This window comes from Enterobacter sp. 01-M-03-SI-ECC (assembly GCF_047530215.1).
Taxonomy (GTDB): domain Bacteria; phylum Pseudomonadota; class Gammaproteobacteria; order Enterobacterales; family Enterobacteriaceae; genus Enterobacter; species Enterobacter chengduensis.
This window is the reverse complement of record NZ_JBLKDA010000004.1, coordinates 1-19,091: the sequence shown is the minus strand read 5'-3', so window position 1 is coordinate 19,091 and position 19,091 is coordinate 1. Positions and strand designations below refer to the sequence as shown.

The 19,091-nt window shown below is 57.9% G+C and carries 17 protein-coding genes; 6 read left to right on the top strand and 11 right to left on the bottom strand.

Translation table 11 applies throughout. From position 1 onward, the window contains the following. Positions 1 to 4: 4 nt before the first annotated feature. Positions 5 to 1,069, bottom strand: a complete 1,065-nt coding sequence (locus ACMWKK_RS05175; protein WP_112781724.1) for an efflux RND transporter periplasmic adaptor subunit — start codon at positions 1,067 to 1,069, stop codon at positions 5 to 7. Positions 1,070 to 1,204: 135 nt separating this feature from the next. Next, positions 1,205 to 3,913 carry a cation-transporting P-type ATPase gene (locus ACMWKK_RS05170; protein ID WP_112781723.1) on the bottom strand — a complete coding sequence of 903 codons (2,709 nt, stop codon included), beginning with the start codon at positions 3,911 to 3,913 and terminating at the stop codon, positions 1,205 to 1,207. 478 nt (positions 3,914 to 4,391) lie between these two features. Here ACMWKK_RS05170 and ACMWKK_RS05165 point away from each other — a divergent pair, with 478 nt between their 5' ends. Continuing rightward, positions 4,392 to 4,640 (top strand): DUF1158 domain-containing protein, encoded by a 249-nt coding sequence (locus ACMWKK_RS05165; RefSeq protein WP_013097677.1) that lies wholly within the window; start codon positions 4,392 to 4,394, stop codon positions 4,638 to 4,640. A gap of 54 nt (positions 4,641 to 4,694) precedes the next feature. Here the strand turns inward: ACMWKK_RS05165 and ACMWKK_RS05160 are convergent, their stop codons facing one another. Then, positions 4,695 to 5,036, bottom strand: coding sequence for a RamA family antibiotic efflux transcriptional regulator (locus tag ACMWKK_RS05160; RefSeq protein WP_010428317.1), 342 nt, complete (start codon positions 5,034 to 5,036; stop codon positions 4,695 to 4,697). A 32-nt stretch (positions 5,037 to 5,068) separates the two neighbouring features. Then, positions 5,069 to 6,172: an MBL fold metallo-hydrolase gene (locus ACMWKK_RS05155; protein WP_112781722.1), complete on the bottom strand. Its 1,104-nt coding sequence runs from the start codon at positions 6,170 to 6,172 to the stop codon at positions 5,069 to 5,071. 190 nt (positions 6,173 to 6,362) lie between these two features. On the opposite strand from ACMWKK_RS05155, the gene ACMWKK_RS05150 reads away from it, so the two are divergent. The 3 genes from ACMWKK_RS05150 (at position 6,363) to nfsB (ending at position 8,085) form a co-directional block, all read left to right on the top strand. Continuing rightward, on the top strand, positions 6,363 to 6,953 hold the full coding sequence (locus ACMWKK_RS05150; protein ID WP_112781721.1) for a TetR/AcrR family transcriptional regulator: 591 nt from the start codon (positions 6,363 to 6,365) through the stop codon (positions 6,951 to 6,953). Beyond that, entirely contained in the window at positions 6,943 to 7,311 is a 369-nt protein-coding gene (locus ACMWKK_RS05145) for an MmcQ/YjbR family DNA-binding protein (protein ID WP_112781720.1), read from the top strand. Before ACMWKK_RS05150 ends, ACMWKK_RS05145 begins: the two co-directional genes overlap by 11 nt. A gap of 120 nt (positions 7,312 to 7,431) precedes the next feature. Next, on the top strand, positions 7,432 to 8,085 hold the full coding sequence (nfsB, locus tag ACMWKK_RS05140) for an oxygen-insensitive NAD(P)H nitroreductase (RefSeq protein WP_161656315.1): 654 nt from the start codon (positions 7,432 to 7,434) through the stop codon (positions 8,083 to 8,085). Between the two features lie 36 nt (positions 8,086 to 8,121). On the opposite strand, the gene ACMWKK_RS05135 is transcribed toward nfsB, so the two are convergent. Beyond that, positions 8,122 to 8,409, bottom strand: a complete 288-nt coding sequence (locus ACMWKK_RS05135) for a helix-turn-helix domain-containing protein (RefSeq protein ID WP_112781718.1) — start codon at positions 8,407 to 8,409, stop codon at positions 8,122 to 8,124. A gap of 139 nt (positions 8,410 to 8,548) precedes the next feature. Then, positions 8,549 to 9,418, bottom strand: coding sequence for a helix-turn-helix transcriptional regulator (locus ACMWKK_RS05130; protein ID WP_112781717.1), 870 nt, complete (start codon positions 9,416 to 9,418; stop codon positions 8,549 to 8,551). 107 nt (positions 9,419 to 9,525) lie between these two features. Between ACMWKK_RS05130 and ACMWKK_RS05125 the strand changes: the two genes are divergently transcribed. Then, a complete protein-coding gene (locus ACMWKK_RS05125) occupies positions 9,526 to 10,962 on the top strand; it encodes an MFS transporter (RefSeq protein WP_406542758.1) in 1,437 nt (478 codons plus the stop codon). A gap of 65 nt (positions 10,963 to 11,027) precedes the next feature. After that, positions 11,028 to 12,269, top strand: coding sequence for a mechanosensitive ion channel family protein (locus ACMWKK_RS05120; RefSeq protein ID WP_045325556.1), 1,242 nt, complete (start codon positions 11,028 to 11,030; stop codon positions 12,267 to 12,269). 123 nt (positions 12,270 to 12,392) lie between these two features. On the opposite strand, the gene pheP is transcribed toward ACMWKK_RS05120, so the two are convergent. The 5 genes from pheP to ACMWKK_RS05095 all read right to left on the bottom strand — a co-directional run bounded on the left by pheP (position 12,393) and on the right by ACMWKK_RS05095 (position 18,713). Next, positions 12,393 to 13,781: a phenylalanine transporter gene (gene pheP, locus ACMWKK_RS05115; protein ID WP_112781715.1), complete on the bottom strand. Its 1,389-nt coding sequence runs from the start codon at positions 13,779 to 13,781 to the stop codon at positions 12,393 to 12,395. A 104-nt stretch (positions 13,782 to 13,885) separates the two neighbouring features. Next, positions 13,886 to 14,908, bottom strand: coding sequence for an ABC transporter ATP-binding protein (locus ACMWKK_RS05110; protein WP_112781714.1), 1,023 nt, complete (start codon positions 14,906 to 14,908; stop codon positions 13,886 to 13,888). A gap of 1 nt (position 14,909) precedes the next feature. Next, entirely contained in the window at positions 14,910 to 16,484 is a 1,575-nt protein-coding gene (locus ACMWKK_RS05105; RefSeq protein ID WP_181663683.1) for an ABC transporter permease, read from the bottom strand. Between the two features lie 24 nt (positions 16,485 to 16,508). After that, positions 16,509 to 17,525 (bottom strand): iron ABC transporter substrate-binding protein, encoded by a 1,017-nt coding sequence (locus tag ACMWKK_RS05100; protein ID WP_045325548.1) that lies wholly within the window; start codon positions 17,523 to 17,525, stop codon positions 16,509 to 16,511. 357 nt (positions 17,526 to 17,882) lie between these two features. Then, positions 17,883 to 18,713, bottom strand: coding sequence for a CPBP family intramembrane glutamic endopeptidase (locus ACMWKK_RS05095; protein WP_112781712.1), 831 nt, complete (start codon positions 18,711 to 18,713; stop codon positions 17,883 to 17,885). Between the last annotated feature and the right edge of the window lie 378 nt (positions 18,714 to 19,091).

Here is a 19,091-nt window from a genome sequence, read left to right as displayed (position 1 = left end):
CTCCTTAATTCAGTATCTGGACGGCAGCGCCGGGCTGCACGCGCTGCGCGCCGTCAGTAATCGCTCGCTCACCGGGCTTTACGCCGGAGGCAATCTGAAACTGCTGCCCGATCTGTCCGGCCACCTTCAGCGGGCGCATTTCGGCTTTGCCCTCGGCATTGACCATCCAGGCAAAGAATCCGTCACCGTTCTGCTGTACGGCAGCGGCGGGCAGGATCAGTACCGGCTGCTCGCTTGCCGGGCGCAAAAACACGTTCACATTGCCGCCGGGCAGCAGCTGGTGGCGCGGATTGGCAAACTCGGCGCGCAGCATCACGCTGGCGGTGCGCGGGTCGATGCGGTTATCCACCGACGTCAGCTCGCCGCTGACGCGCTGGCCGTTGCTGTCGATCAGCGCCTGCCAGGCCTGCTTCATGGCGCGGATATCCGCATGCTCTCCGGCTTTGGTGGCGAACGCCCCCTCTTCCAGCGCAAAGGCGATGCGGATCGGGTCAAGCTGCACCACCTCCACCAGCACGCCGCTGGCGGGATTCACCAGGCTTCCGACGTGGAACTGGCTGTGCCCCACGCGACCGTCAATCGGCGAGGTGATGCGGGTGTAGGTCAGGGTCACGCTGCGGGTGTCGAGCCGGGCTTTTGCCTGCTCCAGCGCGGCGCTTGCCACGTCCCGCTGCATGCGGGCATTGTCCACGTCGTGACGACTGATGGCGTTGCTGCTGCCCAGGCTTTCAAAACGGGAAAGCTGCTGCTGCGCCTGGCGCAGCGTGGCTTCGGCGCTTTTCACTTCGGCCTGCGCCAGGCGCAGGGCGGCGCGCGGCTCGGCGTCGTCCAGCTCGAACAGCACGTCGCCTTTTTTCACGTACTGCCCGTCGCGGAAGTGAATTTTGGTAATGACGCCCTCCGTACGCGCGCGCAGCTCAACGGTGTGGATAGCTTCGATGCGGCCCGGGATCTGCCGTTCGGCGGCGTGGGCGGTCTGCTCTACGGTGGCAACGCGTACGGGAATGGCGGCGGCAAATGCGGGTGGCAGCGTGCAGACGAGGAGAACGAACAGGAGCGGGAGTTTCATGGGAGTACCTCAGCGTGATTTCACCCCTCACCCCGGCCCTCTCCCCAAAGGGGAGAGGGAAAAATCCGCACCGGGCAGTCCCCTCTCCCGTTTGGGGAGAGGGTTAGGGTGAGGGGTAAGGTTTCAAGGTTTTCGTTATGCAGCCTTACGGAACCTGCGGGTCAGTCGCTTCTCGATTTCGACGACGAAGAACATCGCTCCTGCAACCGCCAGGGTCACAAACCAGTAGCGCAGCGGCAGCGCTTCGGTGCCGAACAGCATCTGCATAAACGGCAGGTAGATAATCGCCGCCTGGAGCAGGAACAGCACGCCCGTCACCAGCCAGATCCCTTTGTTCGCCAGCAGGCCGCGGTTGAGGGAGAATCCTTCGGTGTTGCGGCAGTTAATCATGTACACCCACTGGGCGCAGACCAGCATCTGCAGCAGCACGGTGCGGATGAACTCCGCGCTGTGGCCGCGCGGGGCAAGCCAGGCTTCCAGCGCGAAGGCGGCGATGGCAATCATGGTGCCGACGAAGGCCACGCGCCATACGGCATAGGCATCCATCACGTGCTGCCCGGTCTGACGCGGCGGACGACGCATAATGTTGCGCTCGGCGGCCTCAAAGGCCAGGCCGAAGGAGAGCGTGGCGGAGGTCGCCATGTTCATCCACAGAATCAGCACCGGCGTCAGCGGAATGATGTTCCCGGCGAGCAGCGCAATCACAATCAGCAGCCCCTGCGCCAGGTTGGTCGGCATGATGAACAGAATCGTCTTCTTCAGGTTGTCGTAAACGCGACGCCCCTCCTTCACCGCGCTGGCGATGGTGGCGAAGTTGTCGTCCGTCAGGACCATGTCCGCCGCCTCTTTGGTCACTTCCGTGCCCTTGATGCCCATGGCGATGCCGACGTCCGCCTGACGCAGCGCCGGAGCATCGTTCACGCCGTCACCGGTCATGCCGACGATTTCACCTTTGTCCTGCAGCGCTTTCACCAGGCGCAGCTTATGCTCCGGGCTGGTACGGGCAAAGATGTCGTACTTCACCGCCGCGTCCGCCAGCGTAGCGTCGTCCATCTTCTCCAGCTCGTAGCCGGTGACCGCCTGCTCGCTGTTGCTGATCCCCAGCATCTGGCCGATGCTCATCGCCGTCTGCGGGTGATCCCCGGTGATCATCTTCACGCGGATCCCGGCCTGCTGGCAGGCGTTAATGGCGTCAATCGCTTCCGGGCGCGGCGGATCCATCATCCCGGCGATGCCGAGGAAGATCAGGCCGTGGCTCAGGTCGTCGTGCGTCAGCGCCTGCTCGCCGTTAGCCGGCTTGAACGCCGCGGCAACCATGCGCAGCCCCTGACGCGCATAGCGCTCCATCTCGCTTTCCCAGTACGCGCGGTTGAAGGCCTCCGCACCGTGGCGGGTCTGCTGCTGCGCGCAGAGGGCGAAAATGACGTCCGGCGCGCCGGTGATCAGGATTTGCTCCTCACCGCCAATCTGGTAGTGGGTGCTCATGTACTTGTACTGCGAGTCGAACGGGATCTTATTGACCAGCGTGCTCACGACCGGCTCAAGGCTGGCCTTCGCCGCCAGCACCTTCAGCGCGCCCTCGGTCGGGCCGCCGGTAATGCCCCACAGGCCGCGCTCGTCCTGAATCAGCTGGCTGTCGTTACACAGGTCGATGGTGCGCAGGTACTGCTCCAGCACGGTGCCCGGCTGGATGTGGACCGCCTCGTCGCTGCCTTCCAGGTAGATATTGCCTACCGGCTCGTAGCTGTTGCCGTCCACGCGGTAGCAGGCGTCGGCGGTGATGATGGCTTTAACCGTCATCTCGTTCATCGTCAGGGTGCCGGTTTTATCCGAGCAGACCACGGTCATCGCGCCGAGCGTTTCCACCGTCGGCAGCTTGCGGATAATCGCCCGCTTGCGCGCCATCGCCTGCACGCCCAGGGAGAGGATGATGGAGATAATCGCAGGCAGACCTTCCGGCACGGAGGCCACCGCCAGGCTAATCAGGGAGAGCAGCAGCTCGCCCATCGGGATCTCGCGGAACGCCAGGCTGAAGACAAAGAGCGCGGCCATCATCGCCAGAATAATCGCGAAGATCGCTTTACCCAGCTTGTCCATCTGCACCAGCAGCGGCGTGCGGTGTTTTTCAATGCCCGCCATCATCTGGTTGATGTGGCCGAGTTCCGTCTCCTGACCGGTCGCGGTGACCGCGCCGACGCCGCCGCCCGCGCTCACGGTCGTCCCGGAGAAGACCATGTTGGTGCGATCGCCCAGCGGTAATTCGCCGCTCAGCGGGTTAACGTGTTTATCCACCACGGTGGATTCGCCGGTCAGAATCGCCTCTTCCACGCGTAGATTATGCGCCTCGATTAAGCGCATATCCGCCGGAATACGATCCCCGGCGCGTAATACAATAATATCGCCCGGGACTATATCAGTCGTCGGTATGGTTTCATGGTTGCCATTGCGAATAACGCGCGCCTCGCTGGCGAGCATATTCCGAATACTCTTCAGCGATTTTTCCGCGTTGCTTTCCTGAATATGGCCAATTAAGGCATTGATTACCGCTACGCCTAAAATAACCAGCGTATCCACCCAGTGGCCCATTATTGCCGTTAATACGGCGGCGGCCAGCAGGACATAAATCAACACATCATTAAAATGGGCTAAAAAACGCAGCCAGGCAGGTTTGCCTTTTTTCTCCGGCAGCGCGTTTGGCCCTGTTTTTTGCAGACGCGCCAGCGCCTCTGCACGATCGAGACCGCTGGCCTGGCTCTGCGCGTGAGCGAGCACCTGCTCTACGGTCTGCTGGTATGCCAACCCGCCGGAAGGCGGCATGTTTGGGGAGCGTTTTTTTTCGGTCATCGTATTTTTCCTTCAATATCCGGTGAACAGAAGCCTGAATTCCTTTCTGGCTTAAATAAATTCATTTTAAAGTCTTGCGGGTAAATTTGATCTACCGCAATATAATGACTTCACGGTTATTCAAAACTGATTAAAACTAATTCGACGACCTGATTTTTACAAAATATTTCTAAACCAATACTAAACGAGGGGGAACCATGTGGGGTATTTATCGCGGACGCCGACTGGTGTTATATGTCATCGCGGCCATTGTTATTGCTACGTTAATTGGTTATAGCACCTATACATTTGTAAAATTATTTTCCTGATAAAGACGTTTATTTACATAACGCGATAGTAATATGAATATCTGACCGCGTTTTGTTTTTTATTCGCAAAATAATAGCGTTATTTTATTCAACAACGCCAGAGTGGCTGATATTGCTTTACGTTACAGGATGCCGGACAATGACATTTTTAACTGACGATTAACATTACGATGAAACACCCGTTAGAATCGCTGCTTACGGCAGGCGGCATTTTATTGCTGGCCCTGCTCTCCTGCCTGCTGTTACCCGCGCCATCGCTGGGCCTGGTGCTGGCGCAGAAGCTGGTTCAGACCTTTCACATGGTCGATCTGAACCAGCTCTACACCATCCTGTTCTGCGTGTGGTTTTTACTGCTGGGCGCCATCGAATTCTTCGTACTGCGTTTCGTCTGGCGCCGCTGGTTTTCACTGGCGTCGTGAGCGCACAAAAAAGCCGGCTGGCGGCTACGCCTTACCCGGCCTGGATGCGACATGTTAATGTGTCTGGCTATGGTTCTCTTTGCGGTACGCGCCAGGCGGCTGGTTGAACGTCCGGGTAAAGATGCGGGTAAACGTCTGCTGCGAGTCAAACCCGTAACGCAGGCAGATGTCGTACACCCGCGCGTCGGACTCACGCAGATCGCGTGCCGCCAGCAGCAGCTTCCGCTCACGGATATAGCGCCCCAGACTCTCCCCTTTGTACTGCATAAACAACCGCTGCAGGTGCCACTTCGAGTAACCCGCGTGGCGGGCAATCTCTTCTATGCGCAATGGCTGGTGCAGGTTGTCGTCGATCCATTCGACGATAGTGTCGATGACTTGAGCGGAAATGGTCATACAGCTGTCCCCCTCTGCTTCTCGCTTAAACATTATTCCCACCACGCACGAAAGGTTTGCGTGGTATCACTCACCCGGACGGGCTCGCCCAGTTCCGGCGTGAGCAACCGATAATTTTTATCCTGGCTGGCTTTTGCCAGCTGGATCAGCGGATCGTTCCACGCGTGTTTCGCCAGCACGAAGCGTCCGTTATGACCGGGCACCACGGCTTTCGCGTTCAGATCCGCCGAGGCCTGAGCCGTTTCCTCCGGCAGCATGTGGATGTACTTCCAGTCCTGGTCGTACTGGCCGTTTTCCATGATGGCGACGTCCACGCCCTCAAACTGCTCGCCGATGGCCTTAAAGTGCGGGCCATAGCCGGAATCCCCGCTGTAGTAAACCTTCTGCGCTGGCGTGACGAACATAAAGCTGCCCCACAGGGTCTGGTCACGCTTGATGCCGCGCCCGGAGAAGTGGCGCGCCGGCAGCACGTGCACGGTCAATTCATCGCTGATGCATACCGACTGGTTCCAGTCGCGCTCGTCAATAATTTCAGGCTTCATCCCCCAGTAGCGCAGGTGTGACCCTACCCCAAGCGGCGTCACCACGCGCTTCACCTTCGGCAGCAGCGCCTTGATGGTGGCGTAATCCAGGTGATCGTAGTGATCGTGCGAGATAATCAGCAGGTCGATCTCCGGCATGCTGTCAGCGCGCCACGGATACTCGCCGGCAAAGGCTTTATTGAGAAACGAGAACGGCGCGGCATAGTTACCGAGGACCGGATCGATCAGAATGCGTTTGCCCGCGAGCTGCAGGTACCACGAGGAGTGGCCGAGCCACACCAGGATGTCCTGCTCCCGCGGCAGGCTCGCCAGATCGGTTTTCACCAGCGGCAGCGGCTGAGCCGGGCGGGCGTTTTCGGTTTTACGGGTCAGAAATTGCCACCACGCCACCAGCATATTTTGTTGCCCGGTAAAGCCAGGCGTCGGCAGCGTATTGTGGAATTTCCCCTCGCGATACTGTGGGGAGGCCTCCACTTCAGTGAGCCGTTCACCCTGAGGCGGCTGGCCGAATCCGGCATTCAGAACAAACGGCAAACTCGCGGCTGAAGCAATAATCATGATTAACACCACGCAGATGAAGAGAGGTTTTTTCATATCCTGACCCGAAAACGCGCCCCATCCGACAGTGTGCGCAGGGTAAACTTGATTATGAGTGAGTAAGCACTCATTATAGATATGATGATAAAGTCGTCAAGACGTTTTCGATCTTTGACATTCCGCGTTGCAGCGTGTCAAAGCACGTGTTTCAATCAGGGTTTTTATAATTGACAGGAGGAAAAATTTAGTGGCACGTCCGAAGAGTGAAGATAAAAAACAGGCCTTACTGGAAGCCGCAACGGCGGCGTTTGCACAGTCAGGCATTGCCGCCTCAACGGCGCTTATTGCCCGCAAGGCGGGCGTCGCCGAAGGCACTCTGTTCCGCTACTTTGCTACGAAAGACGATCTGCTGAATGCCCTCTATCTGCACCTGAAGCAGGATCTCTGCCAGACCATGCTGGCGAACCTCGATCGCACCATCACGCTGCCTAAAGAACATACCCGCAATATCTGGAACAGCTATGTGGACTGGGGCATTCGTAACCCGGTTGCGCATGCGGCGATCCGCCAGATTGGCGTCAGTGAAAAGCTGAGCGCCGAAACGGAACAGGCGGTGAAAGAGATGTTCCCGGAGCTGCATGAACTGTGTCGTCGTTCAGTGCGCCCGGTGTTTATGTCGGATGAATTTAAGACCTTTGGCGATGCGCTGTTCTTATCGCTGGCGGAAACCACCATGGAGTTTGCCACCCGCGATCCTTCCCGTGCCGTTGATTTTAAATCGCTGGGTTTTGAGGCCATGTGGCGCGGGCTGGCTCAGGAGGAGAGCGATGGACAGTAAATCCCTGCAGGAATACGCGAAGCGCGTCGCGCTGGAGATGCCTTTTACCGAACACTGCTGGCCGTTCGGCCCGGAGTACGACGTCTTCAAAGTCGGCGGGAAAATTTTCATGCTGATGGCAACCGCACACGGACGGGCGCACGTTAGCCTCAAATCCGATCCGGAAAAGTCCCTGTTAAATCAGCAGATCTACCGGGGCGTTGAGCCGGGTTACCATCTGAATAAAAAGCACTGGATTTCGCTTTACGGCACCGACGACATGACGCCGGAACTGGTTGCCGACCTCATTAATGATTCCTGGAATCTGGTCGTCGATAAGCTGCCGAAAAAAGACCAGAAGTGGATACGCCCGGCCTGATTGTTCGTCTGGGACGAACAGATTAAACGCTCGAATTGCACTTATCTTTTTTCGCGTCCCGCTGTAATCTGCTCTCCTTTCGCGCCCGCGAGCGGGCGAATTTCATCACCAGGAGTTGTTATGGATATCATTTCTGTCGCCCTGAAACGCCACTCAACCAAGGCGTTCGACGCAAGCAAAAAACTGACCGCAGAAGAAGCGGAAAAAATCAAAACCCTGCTGCAGTACAGCCCGTCCAGCACCAACTCCCAGCCGTGGCACTTCATTGTTGCCAGCACCGAGGAAGGGAAAGCGCGCGTGGCGAAATCCGCCGCGGGCACCTATGTGTTCAACGAACGCAAAATGCTGGATGCGTCTCACGTGGTGGTGTTCTGTGCGAAAACCGCAATGGACGATGCCTGGCTGGAGCGCGTTGTCGTTCAGGAAGAGGCCGATGGCCGTTTCAACACGCCGGAAGCCAAAGCGGCGAACCACAAGGGCCGCACCTATTTCGCCGACATGCACCGCGTGGATCTGAAAGATGACGACCAGTGGATGGCGAAGCAGGTTTACCTGAACGTCGGTAACTTCCTGCTGGGCGTGGCCGCGATGGGTCTGGACGCGGTACCGATTGAAGGTTTCGACGCCGCCATTCTCGACGAAGAGTTTGGCCTGAAAGAGAAAGGCTTCACCAGCCTGGTGGTGGTACCGGTTGGGCATCACAGCGTAGAAGATTTCAACGCCACGCTGCCGAAGTCTCGCCTGCCGCTGAGCACGATTGTGACCGAGTGCTAAAGAGTACTGGCACGCTGGATCCTGGCGTGCCAGCCATCAATAGAGCGTAATCTGCGGATGCTTAATCCCACACACCAGTGCATAGCGCGTTAACGTATCGAGGCTCGCCCGGGTAATATTCGCTTCCATTCTTGATACAGTGGGTGCACTGACCCCCATCCGCTCTGCCACCTGGGCACGGGTCAGGCCAGCGTGGTCGCGCCATTGCGCCAGCATCGCTCGCAGGCGTTCCTTGCGCTCTTCTGCATCAAAAGAAGCCTGCACTTCTGAATTGCTTAACAGTTCCGCTCTGAGTTCATCCCAGTCAATAATCTTTTTGCTCATCCAACATCTCCTGTTGTCGTTTCAATGCCAGTCGGAGTTCAGCAGAGGGTGTTTTTTTACGTTTTCTGACTAACCTTACCTGCTTTTAACAGGCATTACCGGATCCGTGCTGATTACCTGAAAGCCCCTCGCAGAAAACCTATTTCCCCTGCGCCGCCAGCCATGCCATTGCCCGCTCCCCCGCGTCATCCACCGGGAGGTACACCAGCAGCCGCGAGCCGTTTCGCGGCGCGGAGTACCAGTACATCTGCTGCAGCGTAAAATCCCCCAGCTCGGGATGGGTAAACAGCTTGAGCTGGTTCTCCACGCCGCGCACGTCGTTGCGCTGGTGCCAGAGGGTTTTAAACTCTTCGGACACCGCAAAGAAGCGCGCCAGTTTGGCCTCCCACAGCGGGTCACCCCGGTGTTCGGCCATCGCCGCGCGGAAATAGGAGACAAAGATGGGCAGCACGTCGTCGCGCCTGCCGAGGCGCGCGCGCCACGCCGGATGGGTGAGGAACAGGTAAATACAGTTGCGATCTTCCGGCGGGATTGCATTGAAATCCACACCCATCAGGTGCCCGAAGCTGTCGTTCCACGCCACGATGTCGAAATTCGGTTTCTGGATGCTGGCGGGTTTCGGCATCAGCGTATCCAGCAGGCGGCGCGTGCCTTCGCTGATCCCCTCGCAGCAGACCGCCTGCGGCGCTTCACCCGGCGGCAGCCCGGCCAGCACGAACAGGTGCCGGGCCTCGGTTGGGGTACATTGCAGCGCCTTTGCCACCGCGGCCATCACCGCGCTGGACGGATTGACGTCCCTGCCCTGCTCAAGCCAGGTGTACCAGGTCACACCCACGTCAGCGAGCATCGCCACCTCTTCCCGGCGCAGACCCGGCGTGCGGCGGCGACCGCTGCGCGGCAGCCCGAGTCGCTGCGGGTCGAGGCTTTCACGCCGGGCGCGTAAAAATGCGCCCAGCTGCTTTCGCGTGTCATCCTGACGTGAGGTAACAGGTTCAGACATCAAGGCCATAACTCCCCCTGCATGGTAGTGCCAGTACCAGTATAAGTAAGAACTGGTACCCGTTTATCAGATGGTTGATGCTACGACCATCTGATGAATGACGCAATGGAGTTACCATGAATACGTCAGTTGTTTCACCGGGCCGCGCTGGCCTGATACTGCTGCTTACCGGCCAGATGCTGCCGATGATTGATACCTCAATCACCAACGTGGCGCTGGACGCCATCACCCACTCGCTGCACGCCACCGCCACCGAGCTGGAGCTGATTGTCGCCCTCTACGGCGTAGCCTTCGCCGTCTGCCTCGCGCTCGGCAGCAAGCTGGGAGATAACCTTGGCCGTCGTCGCCTGTTTATGTGGGGCGTGGCGAGCTTTGGCCTGGCCTCGCTGCTGTGCGGTTTGGCGGGGAACATCGCGCAGCTGCTGGCCGCGCGCATCGTACAGGGCGCGGGAGCCGCCCTGATCGTGCCGCAAATTCTTGCCACGCTCCACGTGACGCTGAAAGGTACGGCGCACGCGAAGGCCATCAGCCTGTTTGGCGGCATCGGTGGGATCGCGTTTATCGTGGGCCAGATGGGCGGCGGCTGGCTGGTGTCGGCGGATATCGCCGGACTGGGCTGGCGTAACGCCTTCTTTATTAACGTGCCGATCTGCCTGGCGGTGCTGGCGCTGAGCCGCCGCTACGTGCCGGAAACCCGTCGCGAGACGCCGTCACGCATCGACTGGACGGGTACCGTGCTGCTGGCGATAATGCTTTGCTGCCTGCTGTTCCCGATGGCGCTCGGTCCGCAGTGGCACTGGTCCTGGCCGCTGAAGGCGATGCTGCTCGCACTCGTCCCGCTGGCCTGGCTGATGGCGCTCAATGCGAGTAAAAAAGAGCGCGAGAATGCCCACCCGCTGATCCCGCCGCGCCTGCTTGCGCTTCGCAGCGTCCGCTTTGGCACGCTGATTGCTATGCTCTTTTTCAGCGTCTGGTCCGGGTTTATGTTCTGTATGGCGCTGACCATGCAAACCGGTCTGGGGATGGCGCCCTGGCAGTCCGGGAACAGTTTTATCGCCCTCGGGGTGACCTATTTTATCTCAGCATGGTTTGCGCCGCGGCTGATTGCTCGCTACAGCACCAGCACCATTTTGCTGACGGGGCTGGCGATCCAGATTGCCGGCCTGCTGGCGCTGATCGCCACGTTTCGCTACTGGGGCGTGCAAAATACGGCCCTGACGCTGGCACCTGCCACCGGGCTGGTTGGCTATGGGCAGGCGCTGATCGTCAACAGCTTTTACCGCATCGGGATGCGCGATATCAAGCCTGACGACGCGGGGGCCGCGAGCGCCATTCTCAGCACGCTGCAGCAGGCCGCGCTGGGGCTTGGACCGGCCATTTTTGGCGCCATTTTGCTGCACGCGCTACAAAACCATCACGGGGATTACACCCAGGCGGTGAACGTCTTCCTGACGGTGGAAACGGTCATGATGGTCGTGCTGGCCCTGGCGACGCTGCGTATGCGCCATCGCCTGTGCCTGACTGTCGCGAAAGTCTGTCAGACCGCCAAATAGGCCAGTGAATTTGCATAATAGATCCGCAGCCGCCATTATGGGGCTGCAACAATACAGGAGACGTTATGCAGGAATTAATTGCTCAGGTTGAAGAGTTAGGCATTGAAATTAATCACACCACCTCTTTAGTGATTATCTTTGGTATTATTTTTCTTACCGCCATCATCGTTCATTTTATTCTCCACAAAGTGGTGCTTCGCGCTTTCGAAAAGCGCGCGCAGGCCAGCAGCCATTTATGGCTGCAGATCATTACCCAGAATAAATTATTTCACCGTCTGGCGTTTACCCTTCAGGGGATAATCGTCAACGTCCAGGCGGTACTGTGGCTGCAAAAAGGCAGCGAAGCGGCGGAAATACTCACCACCTGCGCGAAGCTGTGGGTGATGGTGTACGCCCTGCTCTCCTTCTTCTCGCTGCTGGACGTGATTTTTAATCTGTCGCAGAAAATGGCCACCGCGTCTCAGCTGCCGCTGAAAGGGATTTTCCAGGGCATCAAGCTGGTGAGCGCGATCCTGGTGGGGATATTGATTATCTCCCTGCTGATCGGCCAGTCCCCGGCGATTCTGATCAGCGGTCTGGGCGCCATGGCGGCGGTGTTAATGCTGGTATTCAAAGACCCGATACTGGGGCTTGTCGCAGGCATTCAGCTTTCCGCCAACGACATGCTCAAGCTTGGCGACTGGCTGGAGATGCCGAAATACGGTGCCAACGGCACGGTGACGGACATTGGACTGACCACCGTTAAGGTGCGCAATTTCGATAATACGATTACCACCATTCCGACGTGGGCGCTGGTTTCCGACGCCTTTATCAACTGGAGCGGGATGTCGGCCTCCGGCGGGCGTCGCATTAAGCGCAGCCTGAACATTGATACTACCAGCATTCATTTTCTCGACGAGCAGGAGCAGCAGAAACTTATTCAGGCAAAACTGCTGAAGCCCTATCTCGCCGCACGACACGAGGAAATAAACCTGTGGAACCAGCAGAACGGCGAGGGGGAGTCAGTATTAAACCTGCGCAAGATGACCAATATTGGCACCTTCCGCGCCTACCTGAACGAATATCTGCGCAACCACCCGCGCATTCGAAAAGATATGACGCTGATGGTGCGCCAGCTCGCGCCTGACGCGAACGGTCTGCCGATTGAAATATATGCCTTCACCAACACGGTGGTGTGGGCGGAATATGAGGAGATTCAGGCCGACATCTTCGACCATATTTTCGCGGTGGTGGATGAATTTGGACTGCGTATTCACCAGTCACCGACCGGAAACGATATTCGCTCGTTGACGCCTCAGCCTCGGTGAGGTGAGTTGCCGGGTGGCGGCTTCGCCTGACCCGGCCTACCCTGATTTTGTAGGCCCGGTAAGCGCAGCGCCACCGGGCGCGGTCTGGTGCCCTCAGCCCACCGGGAGAGGGAGAAAGACACGCTACTTTTTGCGAGAGAGCTTAAACGCAATAAACAGGAACACCACCCACACCGGCAGCAGCATCGCCGAAAGACGCATCTCGTCCATGGTGCACATCAGCACCAGAATCAGCCCCAGGAAGGCGATACAGAGGTAGTTCCCCGCAGGATAAAGCAGCGCTTTGAACTGTGTCTCGCGTCCCTTGCGGCGCATCGCGGCGCGAAAGCGCAGGTGTGCGAGGCAGATCATAATCCAGTTCAGCAGCAGCGTGGCGACAACCAGCGCCATCAGCAGGCCAAACGCCGCTTTTGGCAACAGGTAGTTGATCAGCACGACTAAAGACGTAATCGCCCCGGAAAGGAGCAGCGAATTGATCGGCACGCCGCGGCGGCTGACGCGGGTGAGGAACTTCGGCGCGTTGCCCTGCACGGAGAGGCCAAACAGCATGCGGCTGTTGGAGTAAACCCCACTGTTATAGACCGACAGCGACGCCACCAGAATGACGAAGTTGAGCGCAGAGGCGACCACGTTGCTGTTCAGATCGTGGAAAATCATCACGAACGGGCTGCTGTCGGACTTCACTTCTACCCACGGATAGAGCGCCAGCAGCACCACCAGCGAGCCGATGTAGAACAGCAGGATACGGTACACGACCTGGTTAACCGCTTTTGGAATGCTTTTATGCGGGTCGCGCGCCTCAGCGGCGGTAATGCCAATCAGCTCTAATCCACCGAAAGAGAACATGATCACGGCCAGGGAGAGGATAAGTCCTTTCCAGCCGGTAGCGAGGAAGCCGCCGTGCTGCCACAGGTTGTCGATCGTAGCGCGCTCGCCGCCGTGGCCGGAGAACAGCAGCCACAGGCCGAAACCGATCATCCCAATAATCGCCAGCACCTTGATCAGCGCAAACCAGAACTCGGTTTCGCCGTACAGGCGCACGTTGACGAGGTTAACCGCGTTAATAATGATGAAGAAAGCCGCCGCCCAGATCCACGTCGGGACATCCGGCAGCCAGTACTGCATATAGATGCCTGCGGCGGTCAGCTCCGCCATCCCCACCAGCACGAACATGACCCAATAGTTCCAGCCGGAGAGGAAGCCGGCAAACGGGCCCCAGTATTTATAGGCAAAGTGCGCAAAGGAGCCTGAAACCGGCTCTTCAACGACCATCTCGCCAAGCTGGCGCATGATCAGGAAGGCAATAATCCCGGCGATAGCGTAGCCCAGCAGAACCGCCGGGCCCGCCATCTGAATCGCGGGGCCGATGCCGAGGAACAGCCCGGTACCGATGGCGCCGCCGAGGGCAATTAACTGAATATGTCGATTTTGCAAACCACGTTGCAGCGTCGGATTCTGATCCGACGTGGCTTCGGCACTAGCCTGGCCTGAAGCGGATGACGCGTCTTTCACGTCCTACCCCTGTCTCTTTTTTAGAAGGGGCACGTTTTAACACTTCATGCTGGAGGTAGCAAGGGATTGGGGCATCCGTGCCCCGGATAACGATGTGGTAAGAATCATAAAACGCGCGCGGTGCCCGTAACGTCAATGCGTACCGCCGTGCCCGGGTTCCATCCTGGCTGGCTGACGGTCTTGACGATCACGGGCTGCTGCTGCCCGGGTAGCCCCAGGGTGAGCGTCGACAGCTGGCCGGTAAAATCCACATCAAGAATCGAAATCGGGCTTTCGTGCGATGCACATGCCGTCACGCGTAGTTGCTCAGGGCGCATCATCACCTTGCCCTCTCCAGCCGCATGCGCGTTATCCGTTGGCACGTTACCCAGCGCGCATACGGCATACCCGGCGCCCAGCCGGGCAGGCAGGATCACGGCATCGCCAAGAAACAGCGCCGTCTCTTCGTCAACGGGACGGGTGTATACGTCATAGGGCGTACCGACCTGCGTAAAGCGCCCGGCGCGCATGACGGCCACCTGCGTGGCAAACGACAGCGCTTCGTTCTGATCGTGGGTGACCAGAATCGAGGCTACGCCCGCGTCGGCAAGCAGGTCTGCCGTTGCCTTACGCGTCATGGCGCGCAGGCCGGTATCCAGCGCCGAGAACGGTTCATCAAGCAGCATCAGCGAAGGACGCTGGGCCAGCGCACGGGCAAGCGCCACGCGCTGCTGCTGTCCGCCGGAAATCTCATGGGGCCAGTGCGTTGCGAGCTGCCGGTCCAGAGAGACCATCTCCATTAGCGCCTCTACGCGCTGGCGCTTCTCATGGCGGGAGCCTTCCAGCCCCCAGGCAATGTTGTCTGCCACGTTGAGATGCGGGAACAGCGCGCCCTCCTGAGGCACAAAGCCAATCCGGCGCAGGTGGGCGGGAACAAAATTGTTTTCATCAAACAGCGTGTTCCCCTGCATGACAATGCGCCCCGCGTCAGGCGTTTCGAACCCGGCAAGAATGCGCAGCAGCGTGGTTTTCCCCGACCCGGACGGCCCGACAATCGCCGTCCTGCTTCCCGGCGCAACGCTCAGGTTTAAGCTGTCGAGCACCTGCACGTCAGAAAACGATTTAGAAATGGCGGTTAATTCAAGCATGTCATAGCCCTGCAATTTTTTTCGACTGCATATAGAGAATGGCGGTCAGCGGGAGTGAAATCAGGATCATCAGCATCGCGTAAGGCGCGGCGGCCACATAGTCAATTTCACTGGTCAGCGCCCAGAATCCGGTGGAGAGGGTGCGCGTGCCCAGCGGCGAGAGCAGCAGCGTGGCGGTCAACTCGTTGCTGACGCCGAGGAAAACCAGCGCCGCCCCCGCAGCCGCACCCGGCGCGGCCAGCCGCATCGTGACGCTCCAGAGCGCCTTTGCGGGCGTGCTGCCCAGACTGCGCGCCACGTTTTCCAGCTCAACCGGCGCCTGCGCAATGCCCGCCCGCAGGTTGATGAGCGCACGGGGCATAAACATCAGCAGGTAGGCCAGGAACAGGGTAATTTCCGTCTGGTAAATCGGACGGGCGTAATGAATGGTGACCGTGACCAGCGCCAGCGCGGTGACAATCCCCGGCAGCGAACTGGTGATATAGATGCACCCTTCCAGCATCCGGAAGATACGGCGGGGATAGCGGATCCCGAGCCACGCGATGGGGATCACGCACGCCGTCGTCAGGAGTGCGCCGCCCACGCCGAGCATCAGCGTCTGGCGCAGCGAGTGCCAGAGATCGGCATTCATCCAGTTTTGCACGCCGCCGAGCCAAATCCAGCGGCACAGGACAATCAACGGCACGCCCAGCGCCAGAACGATCAGCACAATGAAAAACAGCTGGCCCAGCGCGGCAGCCGCAGGCTTCAGCGGCCAGCGCCTCTGCTCGCGCGCGGCCCCGGCGCCAATGCGCGCGTAGCGTGCTTTGCCGCGCGTCACCCCTTCCAGCACTAAAATCGCCAGGCAGCACAAGGCCAGCACGCCCGCCAGCATGTTCGCCGCCGGGCCGCTGAAGGTAGACTGGAACTGGTCATAAATGGCCGTGGTGAAGGTATCAAAGCGGATCATCACGTACAGGCCGTACTCCGCCAGCAGGTGCAGCGCCACCAGCAGCGCGCCGCCGCAGATAGCCAGCTTGAGCTGGGGCAGCACCACGCGGAAAAAGACTCGCCACGGAGGCGTGCCGAGCGAGGCGGCGACATCTTCCAGCGTCGGGTCAAGGCGACGCAGCACCGCCGCAACCGGCATATAAATAAACGGATAGTAGGCCAGAACGGAGAGGAACACGCCCGCGGAAAGGCCATGCATGGACGGCACCACGCTCACCCAGGCGTAGCTTTGCACAAACGCGGGGATCGCCAGCGGCGCAACCGCCAGCGCGGACCAGATCCCCCGCCCGGCAAGCTGCGTGCGCTCGGTGAGCCAGGCGATTGCCACGCCCGTCATGATACAGAGCGGAACCGCTAAGGCCGTTAGCCACAGCGTGTTGCTGAGCAGCTCGGCCACGCGCGGGCGGAACACCAGCGTCTTGATGGTTTCCCAGCCGGTCTCAATGCCAATGGCAATGATAAAACCCAGAGGCAGAAGCGCCATTAATGAAAACAATACAGCTAACGCAACCATCGGCAGTGCAGGACGCCTGCGGGCAGGCTCCTGCACGCTGTTTTTTCCGATGTCGAGACTTAGACCAGACATAAGACCTTCACTTCACTCTCAGGATCACAGCAGACCGGCCTGCGTCATCAGCTCGATAACTTTTTTACTGTTGAGCGTTGAAGGTTCAACTTTCGGGGCATCCAGATCCTTCAGCGGAACCAGCTTCGGGTTTGAGGCCGCGTTCACACCCACTGCATATTCAAAGGCATTGTTAGTGCGCAGGCTTTCCTGACCTTCTTTACCGGTAATGTATTTAACGAAGGCCTGCGCCTGCGCTTTGTGCTTGCTGGAGGCCAGCACGCCGCCGCCAGAGAGGCTCACAAACGCGCCCGGATCCTGGTGTTTGAAGTAGTAGAGCTGGGTGTTTTTGCTGTTTTCGCCGGTTTTGGACTGGTCGACAAAGCGGTAGTAGTGATAGATCACGCCGCCATCAATCTGACCGGCATTGACCGCTTTCATCACGGTGCTGTTGCCTTTATAGGCAACGAAGTTGGCTTTCATCGCCTTGAGCCATTCCAGGGTGGCCTTTTCGCCTTTCAGCGCCAGCATCGCGCTCACGATGGCCTGGAAATCCGCGCCTGACGGCGATGCCGCCCAGCGGCCTTTCCACTCGGGCTTCGCCAGATCCATCAGCGACTTAGGCAGCTGCTGTTCGCTCAGTTTTGCCGGGTTGTAGACGAATACGGTACTGCGGGCGGCAATCCCGATCCAGCGGCCGTGAGCGGGACGATACTCTGCAGGTACCTGCTCCAGGGTGGCTGCATCCAGCGGGGCAAACAGGTTGGCGTTATCCACCAGCACCATTGACGGCGAGTTTTCCGTCAGGAATACGTCGGCCGGCGAGGCGCTGCCTTCCTGAACCAGCTGGTTACCCAGCTCGCTGTCATCACCATTACGCAAAGTCACCTTGATGCCGGTTTCTTTGGTAAAACCGTCCACCCACGACTTCACCAGGTTTTCATGCTGCGCGTTATAGACAACGATACCTTCGCTGTTATCGGCGGCAACTGATTGTGTGGAAAGGAAAAGGGATGAAGACAACAAGGCAAGCGAGAAGCAGGACAGCAGGCGAGAATTCATGAACATATCCTTAACAGAGCAACGGGAATAATGACGCACAGCATTGTGGGACAGGATTAAAGCATACAACAACGCTAATGATAATTAGTATCAATCAAGTTTGCGCGTAAAAGTGTAAAATTTCTTAATTGCAGATTTTAGAATGATAAAAACCCACATTTTAATTCGGGATGATATTTAGATTAAGAAAACCTTAAGACTACCCGCAATGAAACTCATTAGCCTTCTATTCATTTTGACGCGAAGATAAATCTGTTATTCGTGCGCCCGGTATATATAAAAAAGCCCCGAGCTTTCGGGGCTTTTTTTGCTTATCCGTAAGTAGCCAAATGGATAAGGCTACTATTTTAAAATGAATCACATAGCCGCGTGAGGAGCATACATCGGATAGGTAAAGAACAATAAATGCACGCAGTTCAGCCCAAAGTGGAATAACGTTGCAACCCAGAGCCTGCCGCTCCACATCCACGCGATGCCGTAAATAATACCGGAGAGGCTGGCAAAAATAATCAGGAGTAAACCGCCGCTATAATGCATTAGGCCAAAAATAACTGCGGCAATCAGCAGCGCCACAACAGGATGAACAATTCGGGACAAGCGCTGCTGCAGATAGCCTCTGAACAAGGCCTCCTCGGCCAAAGAGACGAAGAAAATATTCGCAAGGGCAAATTGAGCGAACCATTCTGGCGCATGCAACTCAATTCTCAACCCGCCTAACGCAACCGCCAGCAGTAACAGCGCGGGTATGGCAAGAGCCAATATTCCCCAGCCGACCCTGCCAGCTTTATAGAGGGGGGTTGCTACGAATAACGTTGGCATGCACGTAATTAAAAAGAACGGCACCAGTGCCTTGTCCATATTAAAGTACATACTGAACGGTTTGCTTTGCGGCCCAACGACGACCCCATCCAGCACTTTCGGGTTATGGAAGCCGGGGATCGCATGCAGAACCAGGGCAACGGCGATGGCCACGCACAGGCCTTCAACCAGATAAATAGCGTTATTATTTTTATGACGCAGCCATTCAACGACAGACCAGCCAACAACGATTGTTGCAATCACCAGCAGCGCCGGGGCGTCGAGAATACTCTGTTTCCAGCCGAGAAATGCCGTTAATCCAAGCATCAGATAAGCCAGGCTTTTATTAAGGGAAAGCGCGGCAAGCGAAGTTGCGAGTAGATACCACATAAATGTCCTTCATGACCGAGAAATTTTAGGGTCGATGTCCCAAATATGTCCCACAACGGAACCCACAGGATGTGAAGGAGGCGTAACTCAATGAAATGAAATGGCACGCCCTGTAGGATTCGAACCTACGACCTACGGCTTAGAAGAACGTAGAGTATCATTTAACACACTGTAAAGTCATTAGTTTTTCCGCGCTCGCACCGGACTTGTGTCATTACGTGTCGTTATATGCTTCTGCATTTCGTTACGACTCATCCAGTAGAGTAAGAGGCAGGGCGTAGTCGGACTATTTCCCTGCCTCTCCTCCCCGAACCGGACGTGCACCTTTCAGCGCATCCGGCTCTCCATTTAAATGCTGGCGAACGCCATTGCCACTTC